The organism is Clavibacter rahimiani, from assembly GCF_052654495.1.
The window spans coordinates 322487-341842 of the sequence record NZ_CP199790.1 but is presented as its reverse complement, the minus strand read 5'-3'; the positions used below and the strand labels follow the sequence as shown (position 1 = coordinate 341842).

The window sequence follows — 19356 nt, the reverse complement described above, 5'->3', positions numbered from 1 at the left end:
GCTGCTCCTTCGTCGGGGCCAGCCTGCCGTCTACATCGACGCACGTCAATATGGATGGGCGTCGATGTATGCGAGGATCGGGTCATGAGCACCCCGGTCCGCGTCCCCGCGCGCGACGTCGCCGCCTGCTGCCCGCCCCTCGGCGTCGCGGCGCTCGACCAGGACGCCGCCGAGCAGCTGTCCGGCGCGCTCAAGGCCATCGCGGATCCCGCGCGCCTCCGCATCGTCTCGATGGTCGCGGCCGCGGACGCCGGCGAGGTCTGCGCGTGCGACCTGCCGGAGCGGCTCGGCCTGTCGCAGCCCACGGTGTCGCACCACTGCCGCGTGCTGGTCGACGCCGGGATCCTCTCCCGCGAGAAGCGCGGCACCTGGGCCTGGTACGCGCTCGTGCCGGGGGCGCTCGACGCCGTGGCGAGCGTGCTCACGGGTCGCCCCGCGGGGGGATCAGCCCTCCGCTGACGCCCTGCTGTGCTCCACGTCGAGCTCGACGCGGTCGGCGGCGAAGCGCGTCACGTTGAGCAGGAGCGGCGTGCCGTCGGGCAGCGTGTTGAGCGCCCGGACCACGAGCACGACCGCGCCGGACGGCAGCTGCAGCTCCGCGGACTCGGCGGCGGACGCGAGGCGCCCCGTGACGGTGGTGGTCGCGCGCAGGTAGTCGTCGACGCCGACGGCGCGGAGGGCCGTGGTCATGGATCCGTCGGGGCCGTAGTGCTCGACGATCCCCGGGACGAGCTCGTCGACGAGCCACGACGTGCCGCGGACGACCGGGCGGCCGTCGACCAGACGCAGCGTCTCGAGGCGGAGGGCGGGGCGGCCGGCGAGGGCGAGGCGCTCGGCGACGTCGGCGGGCGGATCCTCGACCGCCCACTCGAGCAGCTCACCCGTGGACGCGCTGCCGCGGCCCCCGAGGCTGTCGGTGAGGCGGGTGCGGAGCCCGATGCGGTGGACGATCACGTCGTGCTCGGTGACGAACGTGCCGCTCCCGCGCCGGGAGACGACGAGGCCGTCCGCGGCCAGCGCCGCGACGGCCTGGCGCACGGTGTGGCGGTGCACGTCGAAGCGCTCGGCGAGCTCGCTCTCCGACGACAGCTTCGCGCCAGCCGGGACCGTGCCCTGCAGGATCTCGGCGCGCAGCTCCTCCGCGATGAGCCGCCAGGCGGAGTACCCGCTCGTCGATCTGCTCTGCGTCGCCATGTCCCGTCGATGCTATCGGGCCGCATGGGCGACGACCCGGCCCCGCGTTCCCCTCCTGTTCACCTCCCCGCGACCGGCTCGTCGCGCGCGGGCGTGGACCGCCGCCACCTGCCCCGCTAGGGTCAAGTTATCTAGATCAGCAGACAACTTGGAGGGATCGCGGCGATGACGACGACCACGACCAGCACGACCGGACGGGAGGACGTCGCCGCCCGGCAGCGCTGGATGCGCGTCCTCTCCGCCGCCGACGCGGGCGCGCTCGACGCCGCGTGGACGGCGTGGGAGCCCAAGCCCGACGTGCAGCACATCCGGGGGCCCGAGGCCGGGCTCGTCATGGTCCGCGGCCGCGTCGACGCCGGCGGCGCGCGCTTCAACCTCGGCGAGGCGACCGTCACGCGCGCCACCCTCCGCCTGCACGGGCCCGCGATGGCCGCGGACGCGCTCGGCAGCTCGTACGTCCTCGGATCCGACCTCGAGCACGCCCGCCTCGCGGCCCTGTTCGACGGGATGCTCCTCGACGCCGGCCTGCACGACCGCGTGCTCGCCGAGGTGATCGCACCGCTCGAACGCGCCCGGGCGGAGGCGGACGACCTCCGCGCCGCCGAGGCCCGCAGCACCCTGGTGGACTTCTTCACGGTCGCCCGGGAGCACGCGTGACCGCCGCGACCGGGCGGGCCCCCGGCATCCCCTCCCCCGGATTCCCCGACGCGACGCGCGGGGCCCAGGCCGCGTTCCGCGCCCTCCTCGACGCGCTCGCGCACCCGACGCGCGGCTACCCGCTCACCGGCCCGGCCGAGGCGCCCGCCGCCCTCGGCGCGGGGCTCGGCGCCGTCGCCCTCACCGTGCTCGACGAGGAGTCCGCGCTCTGGCTGGATCCGCGCCGCGCCGCCGACGCCGAGGCCGCGGCCTGGCTCACCTTCCACACGGGCGTCCGGCTCGTCGCCGACGCGGCCGACGCGGACTTCGTGCTCGCCGACCCGTCGTCGCTGCCCCCGCTCGCGACCCTCGCCGCGGGCACCGACGAGGAGCCGCACCGCTCCGCGACCGTCCTGCTCGACGTGCGCGACGCCGCCGGCCCCCACCGGATCCGCGCCGAGGGCCCCGGCATCGACGGCCACGCCGACGCTGATGCCCCCTGGGCCGACGACGCCCTCCTCGACGCCTGGCGGATCAACGGCGAGCGCTTCCCGCGCGGCGTCGACCTGCTGCTCGTCGACGCCGGATCCGTCGCCGCGCTCCCCCGCACCACCCGCCTCACGGCGGCCGACCCCCGATCGGAGGCCTGACATGTACGTCGCCGTCAAGGGCGGGGAGCGGGCGATCGCCGCCGCGCACGCCCTGCTCGCCGCGGAGGGCCGAGGCGCCCTCGGATCCGCCCGCCTGGAAGCGGGGCAGGTCGCCGGCCAGCTCGGCGTCCTCGTCTCCCGCGTGATGACCGAGGGCTCGCTGCACGACCCCGAGCTCGCCGCGCGCGCCCTCCTCCAGGCGCAGGGCGACGTGCTCGAGGCGGTCACGCTGCTGCGCTCGTACCGCACCACGCTGCCGCGCTTCGGGTACACGCTGCCGGTGGACACCGCCCAGCTCCCGCCCCAGCGCCGCGTCTCCGCGACCTTCAAGGACCTGCCCGGCGGGCAGCAGCTCGGCGCGACCTTCGACTACACGCACCGCCTCTTCTCCGACGCCGAGGCGGCCCCGGTGACGACGCGCGAGGCCGACGCGGGCGCCACGATGCCGCGCGTCGCCGACCTCCTCGGCGCCAGCGCGCTGATCGAGCCCGACTCCCACCCCGGCCAGGACGACGAGGAGCCCGCGGACATCACGCGCGAGCCCACCGTCTTCCCCATGACGCGGCCGGAGCGCCTGCAGGCCCTCGCCCGCGGCGACGAGGGGTTCCTCCTCGGCCTCGGCTACTCGACGCAGCGCGGGTTCGGCACGACCCACCCCTTCGCGGGCGAGATCCGCGTGGGCGAGGTCGAGGTGGAGCTCGACGCCCCGGAGCTCGGCTTCGCGGTGCCGCTCGGGCGGATCGAGGTCACCGAGTGCCAGATGGTCAACCAGTTCACGGGCAGCGCCGACCGGCCCGCCCAGTTCACGCGGGGCTACGGCCTCGCCTTCGGGCGGAGCGAGCGGAAGGCCATGTCGATGGCGCTCGTGGATCGCGCGCTCCGGGCCGCGGAGTTCGACGAGCGCGTGACGGCGCCCGCGCAGGACGAGGAGTTCGTGGTCAGCCACTGCGACAACGTGCAGGCGACGGGATTCGTCGAGCACCTCAAGCTGCCGCACTACGTCGACTTCCAGGCCGAGCTCGTGCTCGTGCGGCGGCTGGCCCGGGAGTTCCGGGAGCGGCACGCGTCGCCGGAGGGCGCACCCGACGCGACGCCCGTCGACGCGCCCGTGCCTGCGCCCGCGCCCGAGGCCGTCCCGGCCGGAGCGGGGGCCCGCGCATGAGCACCTCCCTCATCGGCTACAACCTCGGCTACCTCGACGAGCAGACCAAGCGCATGATCCGCCGCGCGCTCCTCAAGGCCGTCGCGATCCCCGGCTTCCAGGTGCCGTTCGCGAGCCGCGAGGTCCCCATGCCGCGCGGCTGGGGCACCGGCGGCGTGCAGGTCACGGCCGCGGTCGTCGGCGAGGACGACGTGCTCAAGGTCATCGACCAGGGCGCCGACGACACCACGAACGCCGTCTCGATCCGGCAGTTCTTCGCGTCCGTCGCCGGGGTGTCCACCACCACGCGCACCGACGAGGCGACCGTGATCCAGACCCGCCACCGGATCCCCGAGACGCCCCTCGCCGACGGCCAGGTCATCGTGTACCAGGTGCCCATGCCGGAGCCGCTGCGCTTCCTCGAGCCCCGCGAGACCGAGACCCGCCGCCTGCACGCGCTCGAGGAGTACGGCCTCATGTACGTGAAGCTCTACGAGGACATCGCGCGCTTCGGGCACGTCGCCAAGACGTACGACTACCCGGTGATGGTCGCCGACCGCTACCTCATGGCGCCGTCGCCGATCCCGAGCTTCGACAACCCGAAGATGCACATGAGCCCCGCGCTCCAGCTGTTCGGCGCCGGCCGCGAGAAGCGCATCTACGCCGTGCCGCCCTTCACGAAGGTGGAGAGCCTCGGCTTCGAGGACCACCCGTTCGAGCCGCAGTCCTTCGAGGACCCGTGCGCCATCTGCGGATCCACCGGCGTCTACCTCGACGAGGTCATCACCGACGACCGGGGCGCGTCCATGTTCGTCTGCTCCGACACCGACCACTGCGAGCGCACGGCGGCCGCCGCCGACGTCGCCCCCACCCAGGATGAGGAGGCGCGCGCATGAGCGACGACCGACCGCTGCTCGAGGTCCGCGGGGCCGCCCACCGCTACGGCGACCGCTACGGCTGCCGCGACGTCGACTTCGACCTGTACCCGGGCGAGGTGCTCGCGGTCGTGGGCGAGTCGGGATCCGGCAAGTCGACCCTGCTCGGCACCCTGTCCCAGCGGCTCGCGCTCAGCGAGGGCAGCATCCGCTACCGGCTGGCCGACGGCGAGACCGTGGAGCTCGCGGACCTCTCTGAGAGCGCCGTGCGCCGGCTGTGGCGGAGCGAGTGGGGCTTCGTGCACCAGGATCCCGCCGACGGCCTGCGCATGCACGTGAGCGCGGGCGGCAACGTCGGCGAGCCGCTCATGACGAACGGGTGGCGCCACTACGGGCGGATCCGCGAGACGGCGGCCGAGTGGCTGCGGCACGTGGAGATCCCCGTCGACCGCATCGACGACCACCCGACGACGTTCTCCGGCGGCATGCGCCAGCGCCTGCAGATCGCCCGGAACCTCGTCGTCTCGCCCCGGCTCGTCTTCATGGACGAGCCGACCAGCGGCCTCGACGTCTCCGTGCAGGCGCGCCTGCTCGACCTGATCCGCGGCCTCGTCGCGGAGCTCGGCCTCGCCGTCGTCATCGTCACCCACGACCTCGCCGTCGCCCGCCTCATCTCGCACCGCACGCTCGTGATGAAGGACGGCCGCGTCATCGAGTCGGGCCTCACCGACCGGGTCCTCGACGACCCGCAGGCCGCCTACACCCAGCTGCTCGTCTCCTCGATCCTGCAAGGATGATCCGCCCCATGACCGGAACCCCCCTCGGGACCACGACCGCATCCGCCCCGGTCCTCACCGTCGACGAGGTCGGCAAGACCTTCACCATGCACCTGCAGGGCGGCCAGCGGCTCGCCGTGCTCGACGGCCTCTCCTTCACCGTGGGCCGCGGCGAGCGCGTCGTGCTCGGCGGCGCCTCCGGGGCCGGCAAGAGCACGGTGCTGAAGCTCGTGTACGGCAACTACGCGGCCGACCGCGGGCGCATCGTGGTGCACGCCCCGGGCGGCGACGTGGACATCGTCACCGCGCAGCCCCGCGCGGTCCTCGCCGCCCGGCGCGACGCCGTGGGCTACGTGAGCCAGTTCCTCCGCTGCGTCCCCCGCGTCGGCACGCTCGACGTGGTGGCCGAGCCGCTCATCGAGCGCGGCGTGCCGGCCGAGGAGGCGCGCGACCGGGCCGCGCGCATGCTCACGCGCCTCTCCATCCCCGAGCGGCTGTGGTCGCTGCCGCCGGCCACCTTCTCGGGCGGCGAGCAGCAGCGCGTGAACGTCGCCCGCGGGTTCCTGCCGGAACTGCCGCTGCTCCTCCTCGACGAGCCGACCGCGTCCCTCGACGCGCGGAACCGCGACGTGGTCGTCGAGCTCATCGCCGAGAAGCGCACCGCGGGCGTCGGCATGCTCGGGATCTTCCACGACGCCGACGTGCGCGCCGCGGTCGCCGACCGCACGGTGGACGTCGAGGCCTTCGTGCCCGGCCTCGCCGGGGCCGGCCGATGACCCGGGTCGCCGTCTACGCGGTCCCCGGGATCGGCTCGGACGACCCCGCGGGCCTCCTGCTGCGGGAGCGCGCGGAGGCGTGGCTCGGCCGGTCCGTCGTCGACGGATCCCCGGTCCCGGCCCCCGAGGCCCCCACCGGCTGGACCCGCGCCGAGGTCGACGCCATCACGGTCGACTCCCGCCGCTACGGCTTCCACGGCACGCTCAAGCCGCCGTTCCGCCTCGCGGACGGACGCGGCCTCGACGAGCTCGACGCCGCGGTCGCGCGCTTCGCTGCCGAGCGGGACCGGATCACGGTCCCCGGCCTCCGGGTCACCCCGCTCGGCGACTTCCTGGCGCTCGTCCCGACCCGGCACGTGCCCGAGCTGCACGCCCTCGCCGAGGACGTCGTGACCCGCTTCGACGTGTTCCGCGCTCCCCCGACGGACGCGGAGACGGCCCGTCGGGATCCCGCCTCCCTCACCCCGCGGCAGCGCGAGCTGCTCGCGGCGTGGGGCTACCCGCACGTGCTCGACGGGTTCCGCTTCCACCTGACCCTCACCGACCGGATCCCCGCCGCCGAGCGCCCCCGCGCCGAGGCCGCCCTCGCTGCCTGGTTCGCCGGCGGCACGGACCGGCCGGTCGCCGTCGACGCGCTCGCCGTCCTGATCGAGGACGCGCCCGGATCCCCCTTCCGCCTGCACGCGGTCCACCCGCTCCACGACCCGCCCGCCCTCCCCACCCCGCACGCCCCCGGCGCCGCCCCCGCGCCCGACCCCGAAGGAACCCGATGAGCCGCGAGACCGTCCTGCGCAACGCCCGCATCGTCCTCGACGACGAGGTGCTGCACGGCTCCGTCCTGATCCGCGACGGCCTCGTCGCCGACGTCTCCCCCGGCACCCCCGGCGAGGTCGGCGGCACGGGCGACGACCTCGACGGCGACCTCCTGATCCCCGGCCTCGTCGAGCTGCACACCGACCACCTCGAGTCGCACGCCCAGCCCCGCCCCGGCACGCGCTGGGATCCGGTGCCCGCGGTCCTCGCCCACGACGCCCAGCTGAGCGGCGCCGGCGTCACCACGGTCTTCGACGCGATCCGCATCGGCACCCTCGAGGGCCGGGACGACGCGACCACGCTGTCCCGCTCGCTCGCCGACGCCATCGAGCACGCGGGACGCGCGGGGCTGGTGCGGGCGGAGCACTTCATCCACCTCCGCTGCGAGGTCGCGGCGCCCGCCACGATCGCCGAGTTCGAGGCCTTCGACGACATCGCGTCGCTCCGCCTCGCGTCGCTCATGGACCACACGCCCGGCCAGCGCCAGTACGCGGACGTCGAGGCGTTCACGCGCTACATGGTCGGCAAGGGCCGCGTGCAGGCGAGCGGGATCGGCGCCCTCATGGAGGAGCTGAGGACCGTCGCCGCGGAGCACTCGGAGCCCAACCGCACGGCCATCGCGGCGCTCGCGACCGCCCGCGGGGTCGCGCTCGCCGCCCACGACGACGCGACCGTCGCGCACGTCGAGGAGTCGGCGGCGCTCGGCGTGCGCATCTCCGAGTTCCCGACCACCGTGATCGCCGCGCGCGCCGCCCGCGAGCACGGCCAGCTGATCGTCATGGGCGCGCCGAACATCGTGCGCGGCGGCAGCCAGTCCGGCAACGTCGCGGCCACCGAGCTGCTCGGGCTCGGGCTGCTCGACATCCTGTCCTCCGACTACGTGCCCGCGAGCCCCCTGCAGGCGATCGTGCAGCTCGACGCCGACGGGATCCTCCCCCTCACCGCGGGCGTGAAGCTCGTCAGCGGCAACCCGGCGCGGGCCGTCGGGCTCGACGACCGCGGCGTGATCCGGGTGGGCGCCCGCGCCGACCTCGTGCGCGTGCACCGCCACGGCATCGCCGCGAGCGAGCGCCACCCGGGCGGGCGGACCGTCCCCGTCGTGCGCGCCGTGTACCGCGCGGGGGCGCGGGTCTCATGAGGGATCCCGTGGGCCCCGGCCCCTTCGTCGCGGTCGTCGGCGCGAGCGGCGTCGGCAAGGACGCCCTGCTCGCCGCCGCCCGCGCGGGCAGCGGCCCGGACGCGTTCTTCCCGCGCCGCGCCATCACCCGGCCGCCCGGCCCCGGCGAGGACTTCGACGCCGTCGGCGAGGACGAGTTCGCCGCGGCCGCCGCGCGCGGCGCCTTCGCGGTGACCTGGCGCGCGCACGGGCTCGCGTACGGGATCCCCGCCACGGCCGACGACGCCGTGCGGGCGGGCGTCGCCGTGGTCGCGAACGTCTCCCGCGGGATGCTCGACGTCCTCCAGGCGCGCTACGCGCGGCTGGTCGTGGTGCGGATCACGGTGTCCGAGGAGGTCCGCGCCGCGCGGCTCCTCGAGCGGGGCCGCGAGCCCGCCGACGACATCGCCCGGCGGCTCGCCCGCGTGGATCCCGCACCCGACCGCGTCCCCGACCACGAGGTGCGCAACGACGGCACGGTCGCCGAGGGCGGCGCGGCCCTGCTGCGCGTGATCCGCGCGGCCCTCGCCGACGTCCCCGACGCCGCCCGCGACAGCGACCCCGACCGTCCGGCCGCCCCCGACGACCCCCACCCCCTCGACCCCGCGCCCCGCGGAGGAACGGAGACCCCATGACCGCGAGGCTCTCGGAGCAGCCGGCGATCGGCCCCGACGTCACGATGACCGGCAGCGAGGTCGGCCGCTGGACGGAGATCGGCGCGGGCACGCGCCTGCTCGACACCGTGATCGGCGACTACAGCTACTGCGACCGCCTGTGCGACCTCGCGCACACGACCGTGGGCCGGTTCGCGAACATCGCCAGCGCGGTCCGCATGGGCGCCACCGACCACCCCCTCGACCGCGCGACGCTGCACCACTTCATGTACCGCAGCACCATGTACTGGGACGACGTGGAGGACGACGCGGAGTTCTTCGAGCACCGCCGGTCCCGCCGCACGACCATCGGCCACGACACCTGGATCGGGCACGGCGCCATGATCAAGCCCGGCGTGCGCGTCGGCGACGGCGCGGTCGTCGCGTCGGGCGCCATCGTCACGCGCGACGTCCCCGACTACGCGATCGTCGCGGGCGTCCCCGCCACGGTGATCCGCTTCCGCCAGCCGCCCGAGATCGCCGCGCGGCTGCAGAGGCTCGCCTGGTGGGACTGGGACCACGCGACCCTCCGCGCCCGCCTCGACGACTTCCGGGCCCTGCCGACCGAGGCGTTCCTGGAGCGGTACGAGGGCTGACGGAAGCACATGGGCATCAATGATTTGTGCCCAACGCTTATGAGTCCCTAGGCTCGCGTCACGCCCTCGGAGACGATCCGCGGACCGTCCCGCGCCTCCGCGTGCGGGCCCGCTGCACGGATCGCGCACCGTGCGGGGCGCCTCCCTCGGGGACCCGCCCCGGGGTCGAAGCCCGGGAAGGGACCGCACGTGGGCCACCTCGTCTACGACTCGAAGAGCCGCACCCAGCTGGATGACCGCGCGCTCGCGCACCTGCAGATCGTCATCACGAACAAGCTCCGGCGCAAGGAGTCGTTCGCGTTCTCCTGGAAGAACCCGGCCGCCGAGGGCGACGGCCGCCGCACGATCTGGATCGCCCCGGAGATCCCGCTGGAGTTCGTCTACGCCGGCGGCCGACCCCCGGCGATCAACTTCGAGTGGGTCGAGGCGCTGATGCACACCGCGAACACCGCCGCGGGCCTCCACCTCGTCGCGGAGCCCGACCGCTCGGCGTGAGCCGGTGCCGCCCGCGACGCCGCGGGCGCCGCGCGCTCGGTTGCCGGATGCCGCGGCGCGGGCGTCAGACGAAGCTGTAGAGGTCGGGGTCGGTCATCATGGCGGACAGGCCCGCCGTCGGCTCGTCGTCGCGGTGCTGCTGCACGGTGATCAGCACGGACGACCGCCCGCTGATGAGCACCGAGACCCCCTCGCCGCGCACGGTGGTGAAGTCGACGAAGCCCGCTCCGCGCGCGACCGCGTCGGAGATCCGCGCCCGGAGCGCGTCCAGGTCCTCGTCCGCGGAGAGCAGGAACGACTGCCCGTCGATCAGGAGCTCGGTGGAGTGCATGGGGCCCTTCTCCTTGTCACGTCGTGCGGGGCGCATCCGCACCGCCAGAGGAGGCCGCCCGTGTGGTCCGGGCGTTCGACCTCCTGGGTGAGGCTAAGCCGTCCCGGCCGGGAGATCGCGCCGTCTCGTGAACGCGAAAGGAATGCGGTCGCGGGTGGTCATGCACCCCCGGGCGGGGGTCCGCCGCCCCGTAGGCGCGGGTGGGACCGACGTCAACCCCCGCGACGGGATGCGCCGCGTGCCTCAGCATGGACGGTGTCGGGACGGCGTCGGCTCGCGTCCCCTGCCGCGGGCGGGGGCGGCTCCCCGCAGCCCGGACGACGCGCCGGCGGATGCGCGCGGGGCCGAGCGGCCGCGCCACGAGACGCACGATGCGAGGGGGACGACATGACGATGCTCCGACTGGGCCGAGCGGAGGCGGCGCCGGAGTTCCACGCGGCGGTGGAGAGCGCATTCGACGCCGTGTGGAACGCCGCCGGCGCCGAGCGGGGGCTGCTCCCCCTGTCCTGGCACCTGGCCGACCCCTGGAGTGGCGCGCACTTCGCCGCCACGGCCGCGGCCCATCCCGAGGAGGACCGTCGGGAGATCGTCGAGTCGTGGATCGTGCACCTAGGGCTCGTCGACGAGACGGACGTCCTGGACGAGCCGCTCCGGCGCTGCGGCGAGGAGATGGTGTGGACTGGATCCGTCGACGGCGTCGCCTTCCAGCTCGCCTACCCCGCGGACGGCACGCCGGAGCGCTGACGCCCCCCGGCGAAGGGGATCAGCCGGGACCGTCGCTCGTCGCGGCCAGCAGCGGCACGATCACGCGGCTGATGGGCAGGGGCAGCCCGTGCGCCGCGCCGCGGCGGAGGACCACGCCGTTGCGCGCCTCCCACTCGAGCGGCCGACCGGCCTCGCGGTCGGCGAGGATCGAGGTGCCCAGGTCGGCGGGAGCCGCGCGGAAGGCGTCGACGATCGCGTCCGCCACGTCGTCGCCGAGGTCGGCGCCCTCGGCGCGCGCCACCTCCAGGCACTCCCGCGCGTAGGCCCGGGCGAGCTCGGCGACGTCGTCGCGCCGGAAGGCGCCGGACCGCCGCCCGGTGAGGGCCATGATCCCCGCGACCGCGTTCTGCACGAGCTTCCGCCAGGCGACCGTGGGGAGGTCCGCCACCAGCTCGACCGCGCACCGTCCGCCCGCGAGCGCCGCGACGACGACCCGGGACGCCGGCACGTCCGGCAGCGTGAGGTGCGGGGCGCCGCGGAGGAGGACCGATCCGTCGGCCCGCGCCTCCGCCGGGAACCACACCACCGCGGGCACCACCGGGGACCCCGGCACGTGCGGCGCGACGGACGCCACCTGCTCGACGCCGTTCTGCAGCACGCAGACGACGGTGTCCGCGTCGCACAGCGCGGCGAGCCACGGCGCCGCCGCCTCGACCTGGGTCGCCTTCACGGCGAGGAGCACGAGGTCCACCGGGCCCGTGACGGCCGCCGGGTCGGTGCGCACGGGTCCGGGGACGACGACGGTCGCGTCGTCGGCGACCAGCACGAGCCGGTCGCGCGGCGTCCGCCCGCAGAGGAGGACCGGCACCCCGGCCTCGTGCAGCGCCGCCGCGACGGAGGTGCCGATCGCTCCCGGGCCGACGACGGCCACGCGGGGCGGGGCCTCCCGCGTCACCGGAACACGCGCCGCAGCCAGGCCGCGAGCCCCTCCACGGCCAGCACGCTCACGAACACCATCGCCACGAGCGTCGTGACCTGCCCGTGCAGCGTCATCACGGAGGACGCGTTCGTCAGGTGGAACCCGATCCCGCTCCCGCCGACGATGCCGAGGATCGTGGCGGCACGGATGTTCGTGTCGACGAGGTACAGCGAGTTGCCGACGAGCGACGGCAGCCCCTGCGGCCAGGTGGCCGAGAGGAAGCGCTGCCCGCGGGTCGCGCCGATGGCCGTGAGCGCCCGCTCGGGTCCCGCGTCCACCTCCTCGAAGGAGTCGGCGATGAGCTTGCCGAGGAGCCCGACGCCGCCGAACGCCAGCGCGACCACGCCGGCCTGGTTGCCGAGCCCGGTGATCATGATCAGGAGGATCGCGAGCACCAGCTCGGGCACCCCGCGGAACACGACGAGCACGACGCGCGAGGCGTTCCGCACGCCCGGGCTCGGCGCGACGTTCCGCGCGGCGAGGGATCCGACGACGAGCGCCAGCACGACCGACAGCAGCGCCGCGGCGAACGCCACCTGGATCGTGACCAGCAGCGCCTCCGCGAACTCGCCGAGCGAGTGCGAGCCGGTGCTCGGCGGCCAGAAGCTCTGGAACGTGGGACCGACGTACTCCCACGAGATCTGGTCGAGGTCGATGTCGGCCGCGAGGTAGCCGCCGACGACGACCAGCACGGCGAGCGTCGACCACATCGCGGTGCGCACCCGGTCGGGCGTCCACGGCCGTCGCTGCATCGAGTCGATGGTCACGGCGCGCGCGACGGCGGGGTCCGCGGACCGGTCGGGCGCCGGGCGTCCGCGGGTGAGGCGCCGCACGATCCGGTCGCCCATCCCGCGCCCGGCGGGTCGGACGCCGAGCACGCTGCGGCGGATCGAGGACGACACGATCTCCACGAGCACGCACAGCAGGAAGATCACGATCGCGATGCCGAGCCCGCGGCCGTACCCGGTGGGGAACTGGCCGAACGCGACCTTCATCGCGTAGCCGAGCCCGCCCACGCCGGCGTAGCCGAGGATCGCGGAGCCGCGGAGGTTGATGTCGAAGCGGTGCAGCACCGTGGCGATCCACGACGGCAGCACCTGCGGGAAGACGCCCGACCAGAACTCCTGCGCGCGCGTGCCGCCCGTGGTGCGGATCGCCCGCTGGGGGCCCTCGTCGACCTGCTCGATGGCGTCGGCGAAGAGCTTCGAGATCATGCCGATGGAGTGGATCCCGATGGCGAGGATGCCGGGCAGCGGGCTCCCGAGCGTGAAGGCGAGCGCGAACGCCAGCGCCAGCACGACGTCGGGGATCGCGCGGGTGACTACCCCGATCGTGCGGCCGAGCCAGCGCAGCCACGGCGCCGGCGTGGTGTTCCTGGCCGACGCGTACGCGACCGGGATGGAGACGACGGCCGCGAAGAGCGTGCCGAGCACGACGATCCCGAGCGTCAGCCCGATGAGGTAGACGAGGTCGGCGGGCGCCGGGAAGCTGATCGGGTCCATGCGCGAGAACACCTTCGCGGCGTTCTCGGTGCTGCGGGCGATGTCCGACCAGGAGAACTCGAGCGTCGTCAGCGCGTGGACGGCGAAGGCCACCATCGCGAGGACGACCACCAGCGCGAGCGCCCTCTGCCGCTCCGGCGGCCGGCGCGGTGCGCGCTCCTCGACGTCCGGGCGGACGCCGGGAGGCGCGGCGCCCGGGCGCTCGGCGACCGCGGTCACCGGGAGCCGTCCGGGGCGGACGGACCGGCGGTGCCGAGCCGCCCGAGCGCGCCGAGGGCGCCCACGGGCGCCGCCTCCTCGAGGGGCACCGTGCCGCCGAGCTCGGTCGCGATGGCCGCGAGCGCGGACGTCGTCGATGCCACCCGCCCGTAGATCTCCATCACCTCGGCCTTGCCGATGCCGCGCGTGGGGGTGTCGAGCACGACCTCGCCGTGGCGGAGCCCGACGATGCGGTCGCCCCAGCCGAGCGCGAGGTCGACCTGATGCAGGCTGCAGACCACGGTGAGCCCGTCGTCCGCGGCGATCTCGCGGATCAGGCGCATCACCTGCTCGCTCGACTCCGGGTCGAGGCTCGCGACGGGCTCGTCGGCGAGCAGGATCTCGGGCCGCTGCATGAGGGCGCGCGCGATGGCGACCCGCTGCTGCTGGCCGCCCGAGAGCCGGTCGGCCCGCTCGTAGGCCTTCTCGAGCAGGCCCACGCGGTCGAGGTGGCCGAGCGCCTCGGTGCGCGCGGCGCGGGGGTAGGTCCAGATCCCGAGGCGCGGGCCGCGGAGGCGGCCGAGCGCGCCGGTGAGCACGTTCTCGAGCACCGTCAGCGACGGCACGAGCTCGAACTGCTGGAAGATCATCGCGACCCGGCCGCGGAGGGCGCGGAGCCCCTGCTGGCCGAGGGACGCGACGTCCTGGTCGAAGACGCGGACGGTGCCCGCGCTCGGCATCTCCAGGCCGTCGAGGTGGCGGAGGAGGGTCGACTTGCCCGAGCCGGACAGGCCGAGCAGCACGACGACCTCCCCGCGCTCGACGGTCAGGTCGACGTCGTGGAGCGCCCTCGTGGTGCCGAAGGACTTGGTGAGCCCCGCGACGGAGACGAGCGGGGAGGTCGTCGTGCTGGTCATGGTCGGATCAGTCCGTCCGGGTCACTTCGCGCACTTGGCGGCGGGGATGGCCTCGCACAGGTCCGCGATGCCGGAGTAGTACTCCGCGTCCTCGGCCTGCGCGCCGAAGTAGCCCTCGGTGAAGCCCTCGGTGAGCTCCACACCGGACGCCTGGATGGCCTCGAGCGACGCGCCCTGCAGGACCGCGGTGAGCTTCTCCTTGGTCTCGGCCGGCAGCGCGGTGGAGATGGACAGCGGGCCGCCGGGCACGTACTCCTTGCCGATCACCGTCACCTCGCCCGCGTCCGCGGCGGCCTCGGCGATGGAGTCCTCCGCGAAGCCCACGTCGCACTGGCCGGAGGCCACGGCCTGCGCCGACTTGTCGTGCGCGCCCGCGAAGTAGGGGGTGAAGTCCGCGAACATCGGGTTGCCGTTGGCGTCGGCGCCTGAGCTCTCGACGTCGAGCCCGGCCTTCTCCAGCGCGTACAGGCCGAAGAGGAAGCCGGAGGTCGAGTTCGGGTCGACGAAGCAGACCGTCTTGCCCTTCGCGCCCGCGAGGTCGGTGATGTCCGAGCCCGTCGGGACGATCGCCTCGGAGTAGTAGCCGGGGTCGGTCACGTCCTCGGAGGTGAGCGTCGCGGCGACGGGCTCGAGCTCGGCGCCCTTGTTCGTGGCCATGACGTACTGCAGGGCGCCCGAGCTCATCATGTCGATCTTGCCGGCGACGGCCGCCGCGATGAGGGCCGTGTAGTCGGCCGTCGGGTAGTACTCGACCTTGAGGCCGGTCTCCTTGGCGATGTAGTCCTCGAGCGGGCGGTTGTTGGAGTCGGACCCGGCCTGGTCGGGCGTGGCACCGAAGACGAGGGTGCCCTCGGCCTTGGCCCAGGTGCCCTCGCTCGCGGCGGCGTCACCGGATCCGGAGGCGGAGTCGGACGCGCCGGCGGAGCAGCCGGTGAGCGCGAGGGCGGTGATGAGCACGGAGGCCGCGAGGCCTCCGATGCGGGTGCGGGGGGACGGGGACATGGGTGTGCCTCTCGAGTCGGTACCCGCGAGCGGTGTGGGGATCCGCGGGTCGATCTCGAAGGTAGGAAGGCGCGATGGAAGCGCCGTGCCGTCCAGATGGCGTGGCTGTGAACTTGTATGGAAGAGCAGACATCTCGGCCTCCGGGCGGCGACCGGGCGCCGCGGTCAGCCCATGTCGGAGCCCAGCTCGACCACCGTGAAGATCGAGCCGAGCAGCACGCCCGCGGGCGGCGACGTGTCCTCGCCGAGCTCCGGGAAGCGGTGCGCGAAGACCTCGGCGTCGTCCTCGGGGTGGAACCCGATCGCCTCGCCCGCCGCGAGCGAGACCCAGCGGCGGGTGTTGCGGGAGACGCCCCACACGATCCGGTGGCCGGGCTCGTCGAGGCGGAGCACGGCCTCCACGAGCCGGGCGGCGTCACCCGCCGAGAGCCAGGTCGAGACGCTGCGGGCCTGCGACGGCTCGGGCTCCGCCGTCATGATCCGCACGCTCACCACGACGTGCCCGTGCCGGTCGGCGTAGAGGCTGCCGAGCCCCTCGAGCAGCACCTTGCTGAGGCCATAGAAGGTGTCGGGCCGGGCGGCGGGGACGTCCTCGCGCGCGGCCTCGGCGGCGGGCAGGAAGCCGACCGCGTGGACGGAGCTGGCCGCGAGGATCCGCGGCACACCCGCCCGCACGACCGCCTCGTGCACGGCGTGCGAGCTGTCGTTGTTCACCGACTGGATCGCCTCCCACGAGCGCTCCGACGCGTGCGCCGCGAGGTGCACGACCAGGTCGGATCCGAGGAACGCCTCCGTGCACGCGTCGACGTCCGTGGTGTCGACGATGGCGGCGGTCTCCCCCGCGGCGAGCGGCGTCGGCGGCTCCACCACGTCCAGCAGCCGCAGCTCGTGCCCAGCGGCCAGCAGCAGCGGGCGGATGCTCGTCGCGATCCGCCCGGACCCTCCCGTGATCGTGATCGTGCCCATGTCGGATCCCCTCGTCGTCGAAGCGCCGGCCCGCGCGGCCGTCCTCCCATCCTGGGCGAGGGGCGGCCCGCCGCCTAGAGCGGCGCCGCGTCGAACAGCACCTGCGTGCCGCCGCGCGCCTCGTCGTGCGTGACGAGCGCGCGCACCCCGTAGACGTCGGCGATGAGGCCGGGCGTCAGGACCTCGCGCGGATGCCCGCCCGCCACGACGCGCCCCTCGCGGAGCACGAGCACGCTGTCGCAGAACATCGCCGCGAGGTTGAGGTCGTGCAGGGCGACGACCGTGGTCACCGGCAGGTCCCGCACGAGGGCGAGCAGCTCCAGCTGGTGGCGGATGTCGAGGTGGTTCGTCGGCTCGTCGAGCAGCAGCTCGCGCGGCTCCTGCGCGAGGGCGCGCGCGATGTGCGCCCGCTGCCGCTCGCCGCCGGAGAGGGTGCGCCAGGCGTGGTCCGCCTTCGCCTCCAGGCCGACGTGGGCGATGGCCCGGTCGATGGCGGCCGTGTCCGCCGCGGTGTCGCCGCCGAGGAGCGTGCGGTACGGCGTGCGGCCGAGGCGCACCACGTCGCGCACCACGATGTCGACCTCGGTCTCGCCGTGCTGGGTCACGGTCGCCACGCGCCGCGCGACCTCGCGCCGCCGGAGCCCCGCGAGGTCGGCGCCGTCGAGCGTCACGCGGCCGGAGTCCGGCGACGCGGCGCCCTGCAGCAGCCGCAGCAGCGACGACTTGCCGGAGCCGTTCGGGCCGAGCAGCCCCACGGTGGATCCCGGCGCGGGCTCGAGCGTGACGTCGTCGACCACGAGCCGGCCGCCGCGCGTCCAGCTGACGCCCCGCGCCTCGAGCGTCATGCGCGCCCCCGGTTGCGCATCAGCAGCAGCATGAACACGGGCACGCCGACGAGGGCGGTGCCCACGCCCACGGGCAGCGGCGTGGGCGCGAAGGCGATGCGGGAGAACGCGTCGACCCAGACCATGAAGACGGCGCCGAGCACGATCGTCGCGGGCACGACCCGCGAGTGCCGCTGGCCGAACAGCAGGCGCGCCGCGTGCGGGAGCACCAGGCCGACGAAGCCGATGGCGCCGGCGATGCTCACGAGGGTCGCGGTGAGGAGCGCGGTGACGACCAGGAGGATCGTGCGGGTGCGGCCCACGTGGATCCCGAGCGACGACGCGACCTCCTCCCCGAACGCGAAGGCGTCGAGCGACCGGGCGTAGGCGAGGCAGACGACGGCGCCCACCGCGACCACGGCCACGCTGATCCCGACCTCGTCCCAGCGCATGCCCTCGAGCGATCCGAGGAGCCAGAACATGATGCCGCGCGTCTCGTCGGAGTCCGCGAACGCGAAGACGACGAGCGAGGTGAGCGCGGAGAAGAGCTGCGTGCTCGCGACGCCCGCGAGGATCACGCCCGCCGTGCCGCCCGAGGAGAACCGGGCGAGCAGCAGCACGAAGCCGAAGGCCACGAGCGCGCCGATGAAGGCCCCGCCCGACATCCCGATGGCGCCACCGCCGAGGCCGAGCACGCCGATGAGCACCGCGCCGGTGGAGGCGCCGGAGGAGACGCCGAGCACGAAGGGATCCGCGAGCGGATTGCGCAGCAGCGACTGGAGCACGACGCCGCAGAGCCCGAGGCCCGCGCCGCAGGCCGCCGCCACGAGCGCGCGCGGCAGGCGCTCCTGCCAGACGATGGCGTCCTCGGAGACGCGCACCGGGATCTGCGCCAGCCCCGCGTGATTGAGCAGGATGTCGCGCACGTTCACGAGCGACACGTCGGCCGGCCCGAGGGTCACGGCCACGCCCACCGAGAGCGCGAGCGCGACGACCCCGAGCGCGAGGAGCGCCACGACGCGGAGTGCGTGCGGCAGGCGCATGACCCGCGCGGCGAGCGTCGCGAACGGCGCCCGCACGGCGGCGGCGCTCAGAGCCGGCCCCCGCGGGCGTCCCACCAGGCGCGGATCTTCTCGAGCCCGTCGACGAACCGGATGGACGGGTTCATCTCGGCGCCGTGCAGCGCGACCATGCGGTCCTCCGTGACGGCCGTGAGGTCGCGGGTGAGCGGGTCGCCCTTCAGGAAGTCGATCTTGTCCTGCAGCTTGTCGCCGGGGAACCGATTCCGCTGCAGGTCGCCGAGCACGAGGATGTCGGGGTCCCGGTCGACGACGCTCTCCCAGCCGGTGGCGACGAAGTCGTCGCGCACCTCGGGGAACGCGTCCGTGAGGCCGACCTGGCGGGACAGGAGCGCCGTGGCGCCGAACCCGCCGCCCATGTACGGCGTCTTCGTGTCCGCGAACCAGTACATGACCTTCGCCCCGCCGAGGTCCATGCCGTCGGTGGCCGCGGCCGCGCGCTGCTGGAGCGAGGAGACGAGCGCCTCCCCGCGGTCCTTCACGTCGAAGACCTCCGCCATCTCGCGGATCTCCTGGTACAGCGCGTCGACCGTGAGCGGCGTCGTGCGCTGCCCGCCCCCGTTGATGCTCACGTCGGAGTCGCAGTCGGTGGGCGAGAGGTAGGAGGGGATGGCCGTCTCGGCGAGCCGGTCGCGCGTGACGACGCCGCCCGTGCCGTAGTGCCGGCCGAAGGACGCGGTGACGAAGTCGGGATCCGCGCCCATGAGCACCTCGTAGGTGGGCGCGTTGTCGGCGAGGCGCGGCACCTGGGCGTTCGCGTCGGCGAGCGAGTCGAGCACCGGATCCGTCCACGACGCCGTGCCGACCATGCGGTCCTGGAGGCCGAGCGACAGGAGGATCTCGGTGGAGTCCTGGTCGAGCGACACCACGCGCGAGGGCGCCCGGTCGACCGTGACCTCGTGGCCGCAGTTCTGCAGCGTGAGCGGGTACGCGGTGGATCCCTCGCCCGCGTCGACCACGGTCGCGGTCGGCACCTGCTCGGACGCCCCGCATCCGGTGAGGGCGACGAGCACGAGGCCCGTGACGGCGGCGGCGCTGAAGCGGGCGAGGGCGCGGGGCATGGGTCTCCAGGAGGTCGAGGCCGGTGTCGGC

At 74.6% G+C, this 19356-nt stretch carries 23 protein-coding genes; 13 read left to right on the top strand and 10 right to left on the bottom strand.

All coding sequences use genetic code 11. The annotated features are described in order from the left end of the window. The first annotated feature begins 84 nt into the window (after positions 1 to 84). Positions 85 to 459: a metalloregulator ArsR/SmtB family transcription factor gene (locus tag ACT7CP_RS01655; protein ID WP_413962158.1), complete on the top strand. Its 375-nt coding sequence runs from the start codon at positions 85 to 87 to the stop codon at positions 457 to 459. Here ACT7CP_RS01655 and phnF read toward each other — a convergent pair. Then, a complete protein-coding gene (gene phnF, locus ACT7CP_RS01650; RefSeq protein ID WP_413962157.1) occupies positions 445 to 1194 on the bottom strand; it encodes a phosphonate metabolism transcriptional regulator PhnF in 750 nt (249 codons plus the stop codon). The genes ACT7CP_RS01655 and phnF overlap by 15 nt on opposite strands. A 165-nt stretch (positions 1195 to 1359) precedes the next feature. Here phnF and phnG point away from each other — a divergent pair, with 165 nt between their 5' ends. The 11 genes from phnG to ACT7CP_RS01595 all read left to right on the top strand — a co-directional run bounded on the left by phnG (position 1360) and on the right by ACT7CP_RS01595 (position 9761). Further along, on the top strand, positions 1360 to 1851 hold the full coding sequence (gene phnG, locus ACT7CP_RS01645) for a phosphonate C-P lyase system protein PhnG (protein ID WP_445443109.1): 492 nt from the start codon (positions 1360 to 1362) through the stop codon (positions 1849 to 1851). Beyond that, positions 1848 to 2480: a phosphonate C-P lyase system protein PhnH gene (gene phnH, locus ACT7CP_RS01640; RefSeq protein WP_413962155.1), complete on the top strand. Its 633-nt coding sequence runs from the start codon at positions 1848 to 1850 to the stop codon at positions 2478 to 2480. Before phnG ends, phnH begins: the two co-directional genes overlap by 4 nt. A gap of 1 nt (position 2481) precedes the next feature. Next, entirely contained in the window at positions 2482 to 3642 is a 1161-nt protein-coding gene (locus ACT7CP_RS01635; protein ID WP_445443108.1) for a carbon-phosphorus lyase complex subunit, read from the top strand. Then, entirely contained in the window at positions 3639 to 4517 is an 879-nt protein-coding gene (locus ACT7CP_RS01630) for an alpha-D-ribose 1-methylphosphonate 5-phosphate C-P-lyase PhnJ (RefSeq protein WP_445443107.1), read from the top strand. Before ACT7CP_RS01635 ends, ACT7CP_RS01630 begins: the two co-directional genes overlap by 4 nt. Continuing rightward, positions 4514 to 5293 (top strand): phosphonate C-P lyase system protein PhnK, encoded by a 780-nt coding sequence (gene phnK, locus ACT7CP_RS01625; protein WP_414758910.1) that lies wholly within the window; start codon positions 4514 to 4516, stop codon positions 5291 to 5293. The genes ACT7CP_RS01630 and phnK overlap by 4 nt, the downstream gene beginning before the upstream one ends. Before the next feature lie 8 nt (positions 5294 to 5301). Further along, positions 5302 to 6048, top strand: coding sequence for a phosphonate C-P lyase system protein PhnL (gene phnL / locus ACT7CP_RS01620; protein WP_445443106.1), 747 nt, complete (start codon positions 5302 to 5304; stop codon positions 6046 to 6048). Beyond that, a complete protein-coding gene (locus tag ACT7CP_RS01615) occupies positions 6045 to 6821 on the top strand; it encodes a DUF1045 domain-containing protein (protein WP_445443105.1) in 777 nt (258 codons plus the stop codon). Before phnL ends, ACT7CP_RS01615 begins: the two co-directional genes overlap by 4 nt. Then, a complete protein-coding gene (locus tag ACT7CP_RS01610; RefSeq protein WP_413962149.1) occupies positions 6818 to 7999 on the top strand; it encodes an alpha-D-ribose 1-methylphosphonate 5-triphosphate diphosphatase in 1182 nt (393 codons plus the stop codon). Before ACT7CP_RS01615 ends, ACT7CP_RS01610 begins: the two co-directional genes overlap by 4 nt. A gap of 8 nt (positions 8000 to 8007) precedes the next feature. Next, positions 8008 to 8652, top strand: coding sequence for a phosphonate metabolism protein/1,5-bisphosphokinase (PRPP-forming) PhnN (phnN, locus tag ACT7CP_RS01605; RefSeq protein ID WP_445443104.1), 645 nt, complete (start codon positions 8008 to 8010; stop codon positions 8650 to 8652). Then, positions 8649 to 9266, top strand: a complete 618-nt coding sequence (locus tag ACT7CP_RS01600; protein ID WP_445443103.1) for a DapH/DapD/GlmU-related protein — start codon at positions 8649 to 8651, stop codon at positions 9264 to 9266. Before phnN ends, ACT7CP_RS01600 begins: the two co-directional genes overlap by 4 nt. Positions 9267 to 9455: 189 nt before the next feature. Continuing rightward, on the top strand, positions 9456 to 9761 hold the full coding sequence (locus ACT7CP_RS01595; RefSeq protein ID WP_413962146.1) for a DUF7882 family protein: 306 nt from the start codon (positions 9456 to 9458) through the stop codon (positions 9759 to 9761). 64 nt (positions 9762 to 9825) lie between these two features. Here ACT7CP_RS01595 and ACT7CP_RS01590 read toward each other — a convergent pair whose 3' ends face one another. Next, entirely contained in the window at positions 9826 to 10092 is a 267-nt protein-coding gene (locus tag ACT7CP_RS01590; RefSeq protein WP_413962145.1) for a hypothetical protein, read from the bottom strand. 387 nt (positions 10093 to 10479) lie between these two features. Here ACT7CP_RS01590 and ACT7CP_RS01585 point away from each other — a divergent pair, with 387 nt between their 5' ends. Next, positions 10480 to 10836, top strand: a complete 357-nt coding sequence (locus tag ACT7CP_RS01585; RefSeq protein WP_445443102.1) for a hypothetical protein — start codon at positions 10480 to 10482, stop codon at positions 10834 to 10836. 19 nt (positions 10837 to 10855) lie between these two features. Here ACT7CP_RS01585 and ACT7CP_RS01580 read toward each other — a convergent pair whose 3' ends face one another. The 8 genes from ACT7CP_RS01580 to ACT7CP_RS01545 all read right to left on the bottom strand — a co-directional run bounded on the left by ACT7CP_RS01580 (position 10856) and on the right by ACT7CP_RS01545 (position 19325). Continuing rightward, entirely contained in the window at positions 10856 to 11752 is an 897-nt protein-coding gene (locus ACT7CP_RS01580; RefSeq protein ID WP_445443101.1) for an oxidoreductase, read from the bottom strand. Beyond that, positions 11749 to 13497 (bottom strand): phosphonate ABC transporter, permease protein PhnE, encoded by a 1749-nt coding sequence (phnE, locus tag ACT7CP_RS01575; RefSeq protein ID WP_445443100.1) that lies wholly within the window; start codon positions 13495 to 13497, stop codon positions 11749 to 11751. The genes ACT7CP_RS01580 and phnE overlap by 4 nt, the downstream gene beginning before the upstream one ends. Then, positions 13494 to 14393, bottom strand: coding sequence for a phosphonate ABC transporter ATP-binding protein (phnC, locus tag ACT7CP_RS01570; protein ID WP_445443099.1), 900 nt, complete (start codon positions 14391 to 14393; stop codon positions 13494 to 13496). The genes phnE and phnC overlap by 4 nt, the downstream gene beginning before the upstream one ends. Positions 14394 to 14414: 21 nt before the next feature. Beyond that, positions 14415 to 15395: a phosphate/phosphite/phosphonate ABC transporter substrate-binding protein gene (phnD, locus tag ACT7CP_RS01565; RefSeq protein ID WP_445443098.1), complete on the bottom strand. Its 981-nt coding sequence runs from the start codon at positions 15393 to 15395 to the stop codon at positions 14415 to 14417. Between the two features lie 165 nt (positions 15396 to 15560). Beyond that, entirely contained in the window at positions 15561 to 16361 is an 801-nt protein-coding gene (locus tag ACT7CP_RS01560) for an NAD-dependent epimerase/dehydratase family protein (RefSeq protein WP_445443097.1), read from the bottom strand. Positions 16362 to 16435: 74 nt separating this feature from the next. After that, entirely contained in the window at positions 16436 to 17206 is a 771-nt protein-coding gene (locus ACT7CP_RS01555) for an ABC transporter ATP-binding protein (RefSeq protein ID WP_445443096.1), read from the bottom strand. Then, a complete protein-coding gene (locus ACT7CP_RS01550) occupies positions 17203 to 18303 on the bottom strand; it encodes a FecCD family ABC transporter permease (protein ID WP_445443095.1) in 1101 nt (366 codons plus the stop codon). The genes ACT7CP_RS01555 and ACT7CP_RS01550 overlap by 4 nt, the downstream gene beginning before the upstream one ends. Beyond that, a complete protein-coding gene (locus tag ACT7CP_RS01545) occupies positions 18276 to 19325 on the bottom strand; it encodes an ABC transporter substrate-binding protein (protein WP_445443094.1) in 1050 nt (349 codons plus the stop codon). The genes ACT7CP_RS01550 and ACT7CP_RS01545 overlap by 28 nt, the downstream gene beginning before the upstream one ends. Positions 19326 to 19356 lie beyond the last annotated feature (31 nt).